Consider the following 14,005-nt stretch of genomic DNA (forward strand, 5'->3'; position numbering starts at 1 on the left):
AACGTCCGCCCGTGCAAATCCCGGCGCATCCGGCTCAGTCTTGCCAACTACCGGGAGTGCGCGTGGTAAACCGTTTAACCTTGTCTGGCGGCGCGCAGCTGGGCTTCATTTGTTGATCACCCAGTAAAAGATAGTTTTCCCGGTGAGCTGTTCCCAGAGGGATAGCACCTTCTTTGGTGAAGCACTGCAACTCAATCTGATCCGCCACGATGAGATAGCTATCTGCGGTTTCGTTCATCCACAGCCATGCGTTGCGATTTTCCTGTTCAAGGCCGGTGAAATAGCTGAAGTGGGTGAAATCGAGCCTGGAGAAAAGGATAAATTGTTCCCGGAAATCGATCATGCCGAGTTGCGCATCGGCGGGAATGCTCCGTTCCGCAGCCGCGAGGATATTGCGAGGCGTGCGCAAAGGTTCCAGAACCCGGTAACCCCAGGTTGTGTATAGCAGCCAGCTGATCATCATGGCCACGAATAGGCGCCCCAGCGCATTAGAGCGCCAGAATACCGCAAGGCTGAGCAACCATGCCAGGCCAACGCTGAAAACCAGTGTCCCGGCCTCATGCAGCCGCGCCGGGTCTCGGCTGTAGTCCGCCACTTTTTCGACCAGCCTGGGATGATCGTTCCAGGCCATGACTCCGACGACGACCAGGGCTGTGGCCAACAGAAAATGCAGTCCCGTGAGAACGGCCGGAAACCAGCGGGCTGGTTGCTGAGTGCTCAACACCGGTGCAAGACACAGGGCGAACATGGGCAATGCCGGCAGAATATAGACCCCCCGCTTGCCGGGGCTGATGCTGAAAAACACCACAACCAGGGCGATCCAGACCAACAGAACGGGAAGGACCGGGTTTCGCCGGATGGCTCCCGCAAGGGGGCGTACTAATGCAAGCAACAGTAACGGCAGAGGAAACCACAGCGAGGGGATAGCATTGGTCAGGTAGTAATACCAGGGCTGGATATGGCCCCAGGAGTCGGCATATCGTTCGCCGGTTTGCTTGAACAGAATGTTATTCCTGTAGGCAAGGGCTTCTTCTGTACCCAGGTTGTTCACGTAGAGCACCATTGGGATCAGCCAGGCCGCAACGACGGCTATCATGGCCAGCGGACCGAGCGCACAGCGCCAGGTAAGTGTGTCGGAAAAAAGCTGGCGGTTCCGGAGCCCGAGTATCAGGATCGGGATAAACATGAATGCGGGCAGGAAGCCGACACCTTTGGTAATGATTCCAAGGCCCATGAATGCCCAGGCCACGAAGTACCAGCCCCAGGCCGGTCCGGTGAAAAAATGCCGGATCAGGCCATAGGAGGCGACGGTAATCCAGGCCGCAACCATGGCATCTATCTGGGCTTTCTGGGCCTGAATCAGGAACTGCGGTGCCAGCAACAACAGCAATACGGCAATCGTGCCGGTACGCTGGTTCCATAGCCGCGTGCCTAGATCAAAAACCAGTCCCAGGGTTAGCAGGCTGCTAAGCGCATTTGGCAACAGGAAGGCGACTTTCAGGCTGCCAGTTAACCAATAGAACAGGGCAATGCTCCACATGAAGACCGGAGGCTTGTCCGGATAGAACTCGCCACCTCTCATGGGAATCAGCCACTGTCCGGAAGCCACCATTTCCCGGGCAACTTCGGCAAAGCGGGGTTCATCGGCCGGCCAGGGTGACCGCAGGCCGATACCGGTGAAGATCATCACTGTGGCAAATGCCAGCAGCACGAGCAGTAGCCGGTTCCGCGAAAGGTTGAAAAGGTATTCAGGGAGATGGCGAACGAAAGGCGATGCGGGCATGGTCGGTCTCAGGAATGATCGGAAACGGAATTGGCCAGGGTTCTGGCTCTTTGATTGTGGTAGAGCAGCGCGCCAATCATGGAGGCCAGAATGAACAGGACAACGCTCAGTATCAGCTGATACTCGTCAGCAGTGCCAATGCCGGCGCCGGCCAAAGCAAATACCAGCATTTGCGGAAGGTATCCGAGCGTGCTGCCGGCCAGGAAGGGCAGAAAACGGATGCCGGAACAACCGGCAACGAGGTTGGTGGCCAGGTTACTACCGACAGGTAGCAGGCGGACCATAAGTACCTTCAGCAGGGTCTGCTCCCGAAACAGTTCGTCAAACTGGCGCATGCGCCGGCTGAACCGGCGGGTCAGGGATGTTCGCAGCAGCCATCTTGCGGTGAAGAAGCACCCTGTGGCGCCAATAGTGGCTGCCAGTGTTGAGACCAGGGTACCGCTGATCCCGCCCAGGGCAAAACCGAGCACAAACGCCAGCAACTGGCGGGGGGCGCCGATGCCGGTGAAGATCGCGCCTGCCAGGGTAATAGCCAGCAGGCCCTCAACTCCGTGGCTGTGCAGGTAACTGGCTACCTGGGCCCTGTCCGCAATAAAATCGAGCCAGCCATTCTGGATTGCCAGATAGCCGACCAGCGCCAGCACAGCAAACGCCAGCCAGCGGGACCAGTTGAACATGTCAGGACTGCTCCGTTACTGATACCGGCGTGTCGGAATCGACGGGGTTGACAATGACGGGAGTACGGATGCGGTGTAGCAGCCATAAAACGCCGAACAGGTCGAGTATGCCGGCCCAGGTCCGATTCCACGCGTTGTATTTGGAGGTTCCCGCGGTACGTGGCCGGTGGTTTACTTCTACGACCGCAATCTCACCACCAATACCCCGCACCAGCGCCGGTATAAAGCGGTGGCCGTGGTCAAACCAGGGCAGTTTGAGAAACGTGGAGCGGGGGAACAGCTTGAGGCCACACCCGGTGTCCGGCACGCCGTCATGCAGCAGCGCGTCGCGCACGCGATTGGCCAGACGCGACTGGAACCGTTTCCAGGCAGTGTCTTTGCGGTTCTTTCGATAGCCCGCGATGCAGAAATCCGATGCCCGGATTGTGTTTGCTTTTTGCAGCAGTGCCGGAATGTCAGCGGGATCATTCTGGCCGTCACCATCCATCGTCACGATAAGACGACTTCGGGCGTGCCTGATGCCTGTGGCCAGCGCACCACTCTGTCCGATGCTCTGCTCATGACGAACCGTGACGAGGCGGCCACCAAGGGACCGGGCTGCCCGAATAGCGGTGTCCAGTGTCTGGTCGCGGCTGCCATCGTCCACCAGAACGACCTCGAAGTCGGGATAATCCCGCATGACACCGAAGGCTTCTGTCAGAAGGTCAGCAATGTTTTCCTGTTCATCCTTGGCCGGAATAATCAGCGACAGGGTTCTTTTCTTGCCCATTTCAGAACATCCTCGAAAGCAGAACATCAATGGGGTTCATTGAATGCTCCCCATTAATAAGACCAGACAGTATATACCCTTAACCTTAATTCAACCTTAAGAACGGCTGTTTTGAAAGGAAGGTCGTGCGGGCAGCCAGATGCTGACGCACAGTCCGGGCTGCCCGTCTGTCCTTCCGGCGAGGGTAAGCTGGCCCCGGTGGAGCTCTGCGATACGGCGGGCGATGGCGAGCCCGAGCCCGGCGCCGCCGCCAAGTCGCTGATCAAGCCTGACAAAACGGCTGAGAGCCCGTTCCCGTTCTTCGGTTGGGATGCCGGGGCCCTGATCACAGACGGTAATGTGGTAACCGTCGCCGGAAGGCGTGATGTGGGTGGTAATAACGGTCTGTTCGGGGCTGTACTGAATAGCATTGGCAAGCAGGGAGCGCATCAGTGTATTGATCAGAGCGCTATGGCAGCACACCAGGGCCTGGCCCGCATCGTCTTCCAGCACCGGCTCAATATTCTTCTTCATGGCCAGGGGTGCCACATCGGCAATGCTTTGTTCAATAATCGCTGACAGGTTGTGGTACGCCGGAGCAAAATCGGTACCTGCATCGACCCGACTCAGCAACAACATTTGCTCAACAAGGTGCACCATACGGTCAACCGACCGGATCAGATCCTGATACTGCTCCGGGTGGTCCTCGCAGGCTTTCTCCAGATTCAGTCGAAGTGCCGTCAGCGGCGTTCTCAGTTCATGGGCGGCATCCGCGGAGAATCTGCGCTCTCGTTCCAGAGCCTGGTTAAGTCGTCGCAACAGGCCGTTCACCGCCTGCACCAGTCCGGCCACTTCTTTGGGAGCCTGGCGGTCGTCCAGCGGATGAATACTTTCCGGTGCCATATTGCGCACCGGTTTCTCAAGTTTCCTGAGGGGCTGGAAGCCGACCTGGATCGACACAAGCACGGCCAGTGCAAGCAACGGGAGGGCAACCAGGAAGGGCAATACATTTCCCATTGCGATCTCCTGACTGAGTTCGTCCCGGACATCTTCACGCTGGGCGGTGCGAATCCAGTAGCCGGTAGACGGATCCCTCAAGGTAAATGTGCGCCATTGATAGCCTGCTACCTCCTGCCAGGCGAAACCCGGATCGAGCCCATGGGAATCGTTGGCGCGGAGTGTATCGAGAATCGGTTCTTTGTCCGGCGACCAGACTTCAAAGGCAATCTTGCGTTCGTACTTGTGGCCCGCTCCGCCGGGAAGGATCTCGTCTTCTTCCTCCTCGCCACGGTATGCACTCTCGGGCAGTTTCAGCGTTTTCGACAGGGTGTGGGAGAGCTGATCAGCCGGCTGGGTCGTTGATAAGTGGTCCACCAATCCCTGGACGATGCGAGTGCTCTGTGCCAGTTCCGCGTCGAACAACTCCTCAAGCTGATGGTCAGTGACGTAGAAACCCCACCCGGCGGCGATCAGAGTGATGAAAAGGACGGTACTGGTAACCAGGACCGTGAGTTTGCGGGTCAGGCTCATTCGGGTTCCCCAAGCGCCGCAGCCTCACTGTCCAGAAGGTAGCCCACTCCCCGAACGGTTCGAATGGTTTTCTTGCCGACACGGCGGCGGAGATGGTGAACGTGCACCTCCAGGGCATTGCTTTCGGCGCCCTGTTCCCAACCATAGAGCTGTTCTTCCAGGCGCCGTCGTGTTGCGACCTGGTCCGGATGTCGCATCAGGTAGTGCAGGATCTGGAACTCGCTGCGCGGGAGAATCGACGTCTCGGTGCCAACCGCTAACTGGCCGGAGTCCGGGGCCAGAGTTAGCCGACCCACCTTCAGGCCGGCGGTTCGGACGCCGGAGCCACGCCGGGTAACTGCCCGGATTCGGGCTTTCAGTTCTGCCATGGCAAAGGGTTTGGTCAGGTAGTCGTCCGCTCCTGCATTCAAGCCCCGCAATTTCTCATCCAGATCACCCCGGGCAGTGAGGATAATCACCGGTGTCTCGATGCCCTCGTTGCGGACCTTCTTAATGATATCCAGACCATCCACTCGCGGCAGGGTCAGGTCCAGGATGGCCAGATCGAAACTGTCGTTGAGCAGGGCGTTCAGGGCCTGCTGGCCGTCATCCAGCCAGTCGACGGTGTTCTGGTCGTCACGCAGCATCCCGAGCATGGTTTTGGCCAGGAGGTGATCGTCCTCTATCAGCAGTATTCGCATGTAGCAGGAATCCGGTTGGTTTTCAGCTCAGCGGGTGTTCGTTGGTTGCAGTGTAATCGATTCTGCTGCTTTTGCTTTCCCGGTCGCCGTTGTGCGCTGTATTCCGGAGCCGGGTATCCAACAGGAATACGCGGTAACGCCGGTTCTCATCAATGGGATCGGCAAGCGTTTCAAGCCGATGCAGCATCGCTGTGTTGCCTTTCTCCACAGCCAGCAACATCGATCTGGAAAGCGCTCCCTGCTCCAGTTGGCGCTTTAGTGTCTCCGGGGTTACGGTACGCACTTTTCCCAGGCTGTAGAAGCGGGCTGAAAATGGTGCCTTGCCGACATAGACCAGTTCGTTGGCGCTCATGTCGGGCAGGCGGTCAACCCGAGCGATCAGTTCACGTTCGGTTTTCAGTTGTTCCGGATGAAAGGCAAGCCAACTCACGGCCACTGTGCCGAGCATTGGTATCAAAAGAATCGCAGCCAGTGCGGAGTGTTGCATTGGCCTGGCGGGACTCTGTGGCCAGAGGCTTGATGCCAGTACTGCGAGAAACGGCAAGCCGGGAAGAACATAAGTCCAGAGGATATTGCCCGACAAGGTGAAAAAGAGCGCCGGACTCAGGGTACATGCCAGCACCAGTCCGCCAATGCCTTTTTCACGGGCCTGCCATTCATGCACGGTGTCGTGCCCACGCCAGCGATTGAGCAGAAATGCCGCCAACGCCACCAGACCCCAGGGGAGGCTGGCCACAACCAGGTACAGCCAGATGGTGCCCCGGGGAAACTCGTGGGCGTTGCCATACAGATCACCCTGCCAGCTGCTGACCAGGAACCGCTTGACGTGCTCCCCCACAATAAAGTAATCGAGAAAACCGGGGGTCTTGAGCTCGGCCAGGACATACCAGGGTACTGCGATGGCCAGCATCAGCATGGAACCACGGATCCAGGGCAGGCGCTGCCAGAGGGTCCGCCAGCGCCGGGTAACGGCGACCCAAAGAAACACCGGTAATCCGGTCAGAACCAGAATCAACGGGCCCTTGGCCAGCAAGCCGATGGCGAGACCGACGAAGAACAGCCAGCCCCACGGCGCCGGGCCGCCCTGAAGACGGACAATCAGGCTGGTCAGTACCAGCGTTGAGCCCAGGGCGAGGAAGGAGTCGGTCATCACCGTGCCCGCCGACAGGAAGCCCAGGGCAGTGGTGGCGTAAATGAGAGCAGCCCAGAGGCCGGCTGCTTTTGCCGCATCGCCAGTGCGATCAGGGTGCAGGAAACGGCGCAGGGTAAAGACCAGATAGACGATGACGGCATTGGCCAGCCAGGAGGGTAGTCTGCCGGAAAATTCACTCACACCGAATACATTGAACGACATGGCCTGCGCCCAGAAAGACAGCGGTGGCTTGCCCCAGAATGGCACGCCGTCATCGAACCAGGGCGTGATCCAGTCACCGGTTTCGGCCATGATGCGGGCAATCTCGGCGTAACGGGGTTCAGTTGTGTCGGCCAGCGGGAGGATTGCGGTCAGGCCAAGCCGGATAGCCAGAACCGAAAACAACAGCCAGAGCAGGGTGTTAATGTTTCTGGTCATTACCGGCAACTCTCAGTTGGGGCACAACCGGCTGGGCGAGGTCCTCGCTGTCTTCGGCAACAATGAAGACCGGGCGTTGTTTGGTTTCCATGTAAATGCGTCCGACGTATTCCCCCAGCAGGCCCACACAGAGCAGTTGAACGCCGGACAAAAACGTGATCATGGCAATCATGGACGCATAGCCCGGCGTGGAAATGCCAAAAATCAGCGCCCTCAATACTTCCCAGGTTCCGAACAGGCCTCCCGCTCCGGCGGCGAGCAGGCCGAGAACCAGCGCAAGACGCAGGGGCCGGGTGGAGAACGAGGTGATCCCCTCCATTGCCAGGTGCATCAGTTTGAGATAGTTCCACTTGGTCTTGCCCGCCGCTCGCGGGTCACGGTCAAATTCCAGGATGACGGTAGGCATACCGACCCAGGCAAACATCCCTTTCAGGTAGCGGTTGCGTTCGGGTAACCGGTTCAGGGCATCGACCGTGCGCCGGCTCATCAGTCGGAAATCGCCGGTATCGACCGGTATCGCCGCATCGCTGATCCGGTTGATTAAACGGTAAAAGATGCTGGCCGTTGTCCGTTTCAGCCAGCTCTCGCCGGCCCGGGACCGGCGCTTCATCAACACCACATCCGCCCCCTTACGCCATTCGGCAACCATGTCGGGAATCAGTTCGGGCGGGTCCTGTAAATCGGCGTCCATCAGCACGACCGCGTCTCCGCGAGCATGCTCCAGGCCCGCGGTCACCGCCGCTTCCTTGCCGAAATTCCGTGACAGCTGCACTACCCGTATGCCGGGCTGGCGATCTCTGGCCCGCATCAACTGGGCGACGGAATTGTCATGGCTGCCGTCGTCCACGAACAGCAGTTCCACCGTGCCCTCCAGTTGCCGGCTCACCAGGTCCAGCCGAGTCAGAAGGGTTGGGATGACATCCGCCTCGTTGTGAACCGGAATGATGACGCTGAGCACTGGGTCACTGAATGTCGGTTGTCGGTTCTTCATGAAAAACAAACCTCTCGGCAAAGAGATAGTTGGCGAATGCCACCAGGCCGGTCGCAATGAGTTGGGAAAGCGCAACGCTGATCCCCGCCGCCAGTAGCAGGGAAAAACTGAGCAGGTTCAGAATCCAGCCTAAACTGGCTCCGGTGAGATAACGAGGGAAGGCGATCCGGTGTGGCAGGCCGGAGCAAAAAGCATAGCGGTGCTGGGCGAGGTAGTTCATCAACAGGCCAATAGTTGCGCCGATGGTGGTTGCGACCACCGCGCTCATGCCGAACCCAATCAGTGCCAGCATGGTCAGCCAATGGAGCAGGGTGGCGAATCCTCCGGCCAGCAGGAAGCGGGGCAGTCTGCCCCATTCGTTTGTCAGCAAATCCGGAAGTTTCATGCAGCCTCGCTTCAGCACCCGAGCCCATCCGGGGGGAATCCGGATAATGGCCCGTCACTTTACACAGCCATTCTTAAACAAACCTGAAAAACCTCCCGGCAAAACCTTAAGGCGGTCTTAAGGTTTTTGCGGTGATGTCTTAAGGCCCGTTTAAGGCTGCCTTTCTAATCTGGCGGTCGTGATGGAAGGGGCCACAAGGCCGTGTGACCGGAGAATACCCATGACAGACCCGCTGACAATGTCGACCTGTTGCCCACCGGATTCCGGGGACGTGGTGCCTGTCATCCGTTGTGCCGGTCGCTGGTTTAACGAAATCCGCCCGGATACCCCGATGGCTGAGACAGTCGCGGGTTTTATACGCCGCCGCTTTCTTCATGCTTATGGCGCCGAACCTTGTCTACGCCTGCCGGCTCTTCTGGCCCTGACGACGGCTCAGGGAACCTTGCTGGCGGCAGTGGGTGTGCGCAATGCGGCGCTGGAGAAGCTGTTTCTGGAGGATTATCTGTCGGTTCCGGTGGAAACGATGATGCCGGTTCCGGGTATCGAGCGCCACAGGATCGCCGAGATTGCCCACCTGGCCGGTGTCGAGGCCGGTGTCAGCCGTTTTCTGTTTGCCTCTCTGTCGGTCTGGCTGGATGGCGCCGGTTACGACTGGGTGGTGTGCACCGGCACTGACCAGCTCCGCAATAGCTTCCATCGCCTGGGGATCGCCACGCAGGTTCTGGGTGATGCGGACCCTGCCCGGCTTCCGGGCGGCGGCGCCGGTTGGGGCCGGTACTACGATCACCACCCGGTGGTGATGGCTATCAGGGTCTCGGACGGGCTTGCCGCCCTTCGCCAGGCGGGCCTTTTACGGGTAACTCAGCCGGTTGCTCCGGTCATTGATGCCGGAGGCGCGGCTCAGGAGGGTGCTTATGGCCGCCTTGCCTGAATTGCTCCAGCGCCAGGCACTGGCTCACCCCTCACGCACTGCCCTGCAGGGGCTGGATTCGGCAATCAGTTATAGCCAGATGATGCAGGCGGCCGAAGCTCTGGCCGATCAGTTGCGGCTGTTGGGAGTAAACCGTGTTGGCCTGTGCGGGGACAATTCCCTGGCCTGGATTCTGGCCGATCTTGCCTGCCTGCTGGCAGAGGTCGTGTGCGTCCCGGTGCCGGTTTTTTTCTCGAAATTCCAGGCGTCGCACCTGATCGAACGGGCGGGCCTCGACTGCCTGCTATCCGGTGAGCAGGGTACCGGCAGTGAGCATCTGGGCCATGGTGTCTGGCTCCAGCACCTGCCGGTGACCGCAGCCGGGGCCTGGATGCCGGAAACCACCGCCAAGATTACGTTCACCTCCGGCAGCACTGGCACGCCCAAAGGTGTGTGCCTGTCCTCAGCACAGATGACGTCAACCACGCTGGCCCTGAAAGACCGACTGGCAGGCGTACAGCTGCAACAGCACCTGTGCATCCTGCCACTGGCCACGCTGCTGGAGAATATTGCGGGTGTGTACCTGCCCCTGCTGATGGGCGCCACCGTCACCGTGGAACCCCTGCTGAGCCTGGGGATGACCGGCAGCAGCGGTCTGGACCTTGGTCGGCTGGTGGCGGGCATCAACCAGAGCAAGCCGCAGTCACTGATTCTGGTGCCGGAGCTGGCCATGGCGCTGGTGGCGGCCGCCGAACAGGGACAGCTGGACAACCGGTGGTTCCGGTTTCTCGCCGTTGGCGGTGGCCGGGTGTCTCCGGAGTTGCTGGCCCGTGGCCGTGCCGTCGGACTGCCCCTCTACGAGGGCTATGGCCTGTCGGAATGCAGTTCTGTGGTTGCCCTCAACGTACCCGGTGATGAATGCGAAGGCACCGTTGGCAAGCCGCTTCCCCACGTTGAAGTGATGGTGGATTCGGACCACCACATTCTGGTCCGTGGCAATACCCACCTGGGCTATCTGGGCGATGAACCCGAAGGTGACGAGTGGCTGGATACCGGGGATCTGGGGCGCCTCAGTCCTGACGGATTTCTGATGGTGAATGGCCGTGCCAAGAATCTTCTGATTACCAGTTTCGGCCGCAACATCAGCCCCGAATGGCTGGAGAGCGAACTGATCCAGGCCCTCGGTGCCCAGCAGGCGGTGGTATTTGGAGACGGCGATCCGAACCCGGGCGCGCTGGTGGTTATCCGGGATGGCCGCTCGCCGGAGCAGTTGCGTTCAGCGCTGACTGCGCTCAATGCCGGCTTGCCGGACTATGCCCGGCTGGAAGCACTCTACATTCGCCGGCAGCTCCTGACACAGGCTAGCGGCCATCTGACCACAAACGGCAGGCCGGTACGCCACAGAATCCAGGCCGACCTGCCGACGCTGATTTCCGACAGTTTTCAGATTTTCATGAACGTAACGGTTGCTTGTTCAGCCTCATCCAACACGCCAGGAGAATCTCACATGGCATTTTTTGACAGATTGCAGCAGGAAACAGCAGGGGCCCGGGTGCACGTCACCGGCGCGCCTGTGGTCAAGGCGATTGCCGAGGGGCGTTTCAGTCTTGAGGCCTACACCTGGTTTCTGACCCAGGCCTACCACCACGTCAAGCACACGGTCCCTCTGATGATGGCCTGCGGTGCCCGATTGCCCGAACGGATGGAGTTCGTCCGCAAGGCGCTGGTTGAATACATCGACGAGGAATATGGCCACCACGAGTGGATCCTGAATGATCTGGAAGCCTGCGGTGCCGACAAGGAACAGGTTCGCAACGGCAAGCCGGACCTGTCCATCGAGCTCATGGTTTCGTATCTGTACGACCAGATTAACCGGGGCAACCCTGCGGTGTTCTTCGGGATGGTTCAGGTGCTTGAAGGCACTTCCATCGAACTGGCGACACCACTGGGTGAGCAGATCCAGAAGCTTTTGGGCCTTGCTGATGAGGCATTCAGCTACCTGTATTCCCATGGTGCCCTGGACCAGGAACACTTTGAGTTTTTCCGCAACCTGATGAATGACGTCACAGACCCGGACGACCAGCAGGCCATTATTGATGCCGCCCGGGTGGTGTACAGGCTCTATGGCGACATGTTGCACAGTATACCGCTGCCGGCCAGCCGAAAGGGGCAGAATCATGAGGCTGCATGACCGGGTATTCCTCCTGCTCGGTGGCACCGGTGGTATTGGCAAGGCGCTGGTGGATCCGCTGGTGCGCGCCGGAGCGAGAGTGATTGTTGCTTCCCGGCATCCGGAAAAGATCGGACACCGGGAAGGGGTGTCCGTGGTGCACCTGGATCTGGCTGCCGCCGATCTCGACCAGCAGTTGCTGCGCTTGAGTGAAGCCTATCCGGATATTGACGGGGTGATCCACTGTGCCGGCCAGAATCGCTTCGCCGGGCTCCCGGCCATGGCCGTTGGTGAACTGGACACCCAGCTCACCGTGAACCTTCGCTCTGCCATGCTGGTGGCCAGGCATTTTGCACCCAGATTCGAGAAGTCCGGGAGCGGTGCTCTGGTGTTTGTGGGGTCCACCTTCGGCAGCATCGGTTTCCCCGGCTATACCGCCTACTGCGCCACAAAATTCGGCCTTCGCGGTTTCACCGAGGCACTGCGCCGGGAATTGGCGGATACCGCCGTTCAGGTGGTTTACGTGGCGCCCCGGGCCACCGCCACGGAAATGAATCCGGAAGAAGTGAATGAGCTTAACCGGGCCCTCGGCAACAGCGTCGACACACCGGAGGCGGTGGCATCCCAGATTCTGGAAGCCATGGTGAATGATGACCGCCGCCGGTTCCTTGGCTGGCCGGAGAAACTGTTCGTGGTCATCAACGGAGTGCTCCCGCGCCTCGTCGATAAAGCCATGCTCAAGCAACTGCCGATCATCCGGCGTTTTCTCAATTCAGGGGTATTGTCATGAAGTGGATGGTTCTGATGATGGCCTGGGTGCTCCTCCCTCGGCAGTCTCTACTATCGGGTACCCGGTTGGCCACTGGGATTCGGTGACGACGACAAAGCCCGGAACTACCTGCAGAGAGCACTGGCCATTAATCCGGACGGTATCAGACTCCCATGGGTTCGCTGCCCCTGTCATGGTGAACTACACTCTTTTATGAGAAGGGGCAAAGCCTCTGTCAGGGAGACGTATTGTCCATGGCAACCAGGTCCAATAACGGGCAGAAATTCCCCATGTCTGCCCGGTTTTTTCAGAAGCTGGCTTCGGGCGTTCCTGGTGTGCTCTTTACCTACTGGCTGAGTGCTGACGGACAGTCCCACCACTACCCTTTTGTCAGCAATCAGGTGCAGACGCTTTTTGGTATCGATCCTTCGGTACTCAATGAAAACGCCGATGCCGTGTTCTCTGTGATTCATCCGGACGACGCCTCCGCCGTCATGGCAAGCATTCAGGAATCGGCACTCAAACTGGAGCCCTGGTGTTATTGCGCCCGCCTGAGGCTCAGTCATGGGGAATACGAATGGTTCGAGGCGTATTCGGCACCGGAACGCCAGCCTGACGGCAGTACTGTCTGGTACGGTCAGTTTCACAACATTCAGCATTACAAAAACCTGGAGCGTAGCCTCCGGGAAAGCGAGTCCGAGTTTTCCTTCCAGGCGGGCTTTCAGAAACTGATTGCCCGCCTGTCCACCGAGTTTATCAACCTTGGTTTTGGCACCATTGATGAGTGCATTGACGAACTGCTCAGGTCGATCGGTGAATTCTTCGACGTAGACCGGGCTTACTTGTACCGGTTCTCAGACAACTATGCGCTCATGACCAACACCCATGAATGGTGTCGTGATGGCGTTCAGGCGCTGATCGACTCCCAGCAGGAGGTTTCGATTGAGGACTTTTACTGGTGGCAGGAAAAAATCGACGGCATGGTGGCCGGCAATCGGGCGGTTTTCATTGAAGATGTAGACAGTCTTCCGCACGAAGCCGCGCCGGAACGTGCACTGCTTCAGGCGCAGGGTGTTTCTTCCATGTTCTGTATGCCCATCCGGGTCCGTGGCCGGGTCACCGGTTTCTTTGGCGTGGACTCATTACGGCGTCGTGAATGGCGCCAGGATCAGGCTGATCTGCTTATCATCGTTTCCGGGCTGCTGTCGGGGGCGCTGGAACGTCACCGCCTGGAAGAGGAGTTGCTGAATCAGTCAATCCGGGACCCTCTTACCGGGCTGCACAACCGTCGCTACCTGATGCCAAGGTTGAACGAGATGCTGAGCCGGAGTAACCGGCGTGGTGAGGGGTTTGCCCTGGCAATGTTCGATATTGACCATTTCAAGCGGATAAACGATTCCGTCGGACATCTGGGGGGAGACTATATCCTCCAGCGGTTTGCCGAGATCCTGAACCAGCAGACCCGGTCCATGGATGTTGTGGCCCGCTTTGGAGGGGAGGAGTTCATCGTTGTCTTCAACGCTGTTGAAGTCAACGATGTGCGTCAGCTCGTTCTCCGGATTCTGGAAGCGGTGTATGACGAGACGTTTGTGTTTGATGACCAGATCGTTCCCGTCACGGTCAGCGCCGGTGTGGCTGGTATTGAAGAGCTGGCCGAGATCCCGGCGAGCCCGGATGCCCTCATTGCCCGGGCAGATGACCGGCTGTATCTTGCCAAGCAGTCGGGCAGGGGCTGCCTTGTCGATGCATCAGGGACATTGCGCATATAAGGAGAGATCATTTCACCTCATAT

Annotated in this window: 12 protein-coding genes; 4 read left to right on the forward strand and 8 right to left on the reverse strand. The window is 59.0% G+C overall.

Annotated elements, in window-relative coordinates; translation table 11 throughout:
• Positions 1 to 34: 34 nt before the first annotated feature.
• The 8 genes from AC13C0_RS16925 to AC13C0_RS16960 all read right to left on the reverse strand — a co-directional run bounded on the left by AC13C0_RS16925 (position 35) and on the right by AC13C0_RS16960 (position 8,364).
• Positions 35 to 1,783: an ArnT family glycosyltransferase gene (locus AC13C0_RS16925; RefSeq protein ID WP_482954739.1), complete on the reverse strand. Its 1,749-nt coding sequence runs from the start codon at positions 1,781 to 1,783 to the stop codon at positions 35 to 37.
• Positions 1,784 to 1,791: 8 nt separating this feature from the next.
• Entirely contained in the window at positions 1,792 to 2,460 is a 669-nt protein-coding gene (locus AC13C0_RS16930; protein WP_482954740.1) for a TVP38/TMEM64 family protein, read from the reverse strand.
• Position 2,461: 1 nt separating this feature from the next.
• Complete coding sequence (locus tag AC13C0_RS16935) at positions 2,462 to 3,229, reverse strand: glycosyltransferase family 2 protein (RefSeq protein ID WP_482954741.1); 768 nt, start codon at positions 3,227 to 3,229, stop codon at positions 2,462 to 2,464.
• A gap of 96 nt (positions 3,230 to 3,325) precedes the next feature.
• Positions 3,326 to 4,738, reverse strand: a complete 1,413-nt coding sequence (locus AC13C0_RS16940) for an ATP-binding protein (RefSeq protein WP_482954742.1) — start codon at positions 4,736 to 4,738, stop codon at positions 3,326 to 3,328.
• Positions 4,735 to 5,418, reverse strand: a complete 684-nt coding sequence (locus AC13C0_RS16945) for a response regulator (RefSeq protein WP_117619173.1) — start codon at positions 5,416 to 5,418, stop codon at positions 4,735 to 4,737. Before AC13C0_RS16945 ends, AC13C0_RS16940 begins: the two co-directional genes overlap by 4 nt.
• A 22-nt stretch (positions 5,419 to 5,440) precedes the next feature.
• Positions 5,441 to 6,988: an ArnT family glycosyltransferase gene (locus AC13C0_RS16950; RefSeq protein WP_482954743.1), complete on the reverse strand. Its 1,548-nt coding sequence runs from the start codon at positions 6,986 to 6,988 to the stop codon at positions 5,441 to 5,443.
• Positions 6,972 to 7,979: a glycosyltransferase family 2 protein gene (locus AC13C0_RS16955; RefSeq protein WP_482954744.1), complete on the reverse strand. Its 1,008-nt coding sequence runs from the start codon at positions 7,977 to 7,979 to the stop codon at positions 6,972 to 6,974. Before AC13C0_RS16955 ends, AC13C0_RS16950 begins: the two co-directional genes overlap by 17 nt.
• Entirely contained in the window at positions 7,951 to 8,364 is a 414-nt protein-coding gene (locus tag AC13C0_RS16960; RefSeq protein WP_117620412.1) for a GtrA family protein, read from the reverse strand. The genes AC13C0_RS16955 and AC13C0_RS16960 overlap by 29 nt, the downstream gene beginning before the upstream one ends.
• A gap of 220 nt (positions 8,365 to 8,584) precedes the next feature.
• Here AC13C0_RS16960 and AC13C0_RS16965 point away from each other — a divergent pair, with 220 nt between their 5' ends.
• The 4 genes from AC13C0_RS16965 (at position 8,585) to AC13C0_RS16980 (ending at position 13,982) form a co-directional block, all read left to right on the forward strand.
• Positions 8,585 to 9,295 (forward strand): thermostable hemolysin, encoded by a 711-nt coding sequence (locus AC13C0_RS16965; protein ID WP_205422206.1) that lies wholly within the window; start codon positions 8,585 to 8,587, stop codon positions 9,293 to 9,295.
• A complete protein-coding gene (locus AC13C0_RS16970; protein WP_117619176.1) occupies positions 9,279 to 11,465 on the forward strand; it encodes an AMP-binding protein in 2,187 nt (728 codons plus the stop codon). Before AC13C0_RS16965 ends, AC13C0_RS16970 begins: the two co-directional genes overlap by 17 nt.
• A complete protein-coding gene (locus AC13C0_RS16975) occupies positions 11,452 to 12,234 on the forward strand; it encodes an SDR family oxidoreductase (protein ID WP_117619177.1) in 783 nt (260 codons plus the stop codon). Before AC13C0_RS16970 ends, AC13C0_RS16975 begins: the two co-directional genes overlap by 14 nt.
• Before the next feature lie 233 nt (positions 12,235 to 12,467).
• Positions 12,468 to 13,982: a GGDEF domain-containing protein gene (locus tag AC13C0_RS16980; RefSeq protein WP_117619178.1), complete on the forward strand. Its 1,515-nt coding sequence runs from the start codon at positions 12,468 to 12,470 to the stop codon at positions 13,980 to 13,982.
• Positions 13,983 to 14,005: the final 23 nt, after the last annotated feature.

The sequence above is a fragment of the Marinobacter sp. B-21 genome, assembly GCF_056857895.1.

Excerpts from the sequence above, each read along its gene's own strand:
- AC13C0_RS16945 (WP_117619173.1), bottom strand. The coding sequence starts at position 5,418 with ATGCGAATACTGCTGATAGAGGACGATCACCTCCTGGCCAAAACCATG.
- AC13C0_RS16930 (WP_482954740.1), bottom strand. The coding sequence starts at position 2,460 with ATGTTCAACTGGTCCCGCTGGCTGGCGTTTGCTGTGCTGGCGCTGGTC.
- AC13C0_RS16970 (WP_117619176.1), top strand. The coding sequence starts at position 9,279 with ATGGCCGCCTTGCCTGAATTGCTCCAGCGCCAGGCACTGGCTCACCCC.
- AC13C0_RS16980 (WP_117619178.1), top strand. The coding sequence starts at position 12,468 with ATGGCAACCAGGTCCAATAACGGGCAGAAATTCCCCATGTCTGCCCGG.
- AC13C0_RS16940 (WP_482954742.1), bottom strand. The coding sequence starts at position 4,738 with ATGAGCCTGACCCGCAAACTCACGGTCCTGGTTACCAGTACCGTCCTT.
- AC13C0_RS16925 (WP_482954739.1), bottom strand. The coding sequence starts at position 1,783 with ATGCCCGCATCGCCTTTCGTTCGCCATCTCCCTGAATACCTTTTCAAC.
- AC13C0_RS16935 (WP_482954741.1), bottom strand. The coding sequence starts at position 3,229 with ATGGGCAAGAAAAGAACCCTGTCGCTGATTATTCCGGCCAAGGATGAA.
- AC13C0_RS16975 (WP_117619177.1), top strand. The coding sequence starts at position 11,452 with ATGAGGCTGCATGACCGGGTATTCCTCCTGCTCGGTGGCACCGGTGGT.
- AC13C0_RS16965 (WP_205422206.1), top strand. The coding sequence starts at position 8,585 with ATGACAGACCCGCTGACAATGTCGACCTGTTGCCCACCGGATTCCGGG.
- AC13C0_RS16960 (WP_117620412.1), bottom strand. The coding sequence starts at position 8,364 with ATGAAACTTCCGGATTTGCTGACAAACGAATGGGGCAGACTGCCCCGC.
- AC13C0_RS16950 (WP_482954743.1), bottom strand. The coding sequence starts at position 6,988 with ATGACCAGAAACATTAACACCCTGCTCTGGCTGTTGTTTTCGGTTCTG.
- AC13C0_RS16955 (WP_482954744.1), bottom strand. The coding sequence starts at position 7,979 with ATGAAGAACCGACAACCGACATTCAGTGACCCAGTGCTCAGCGTCATC.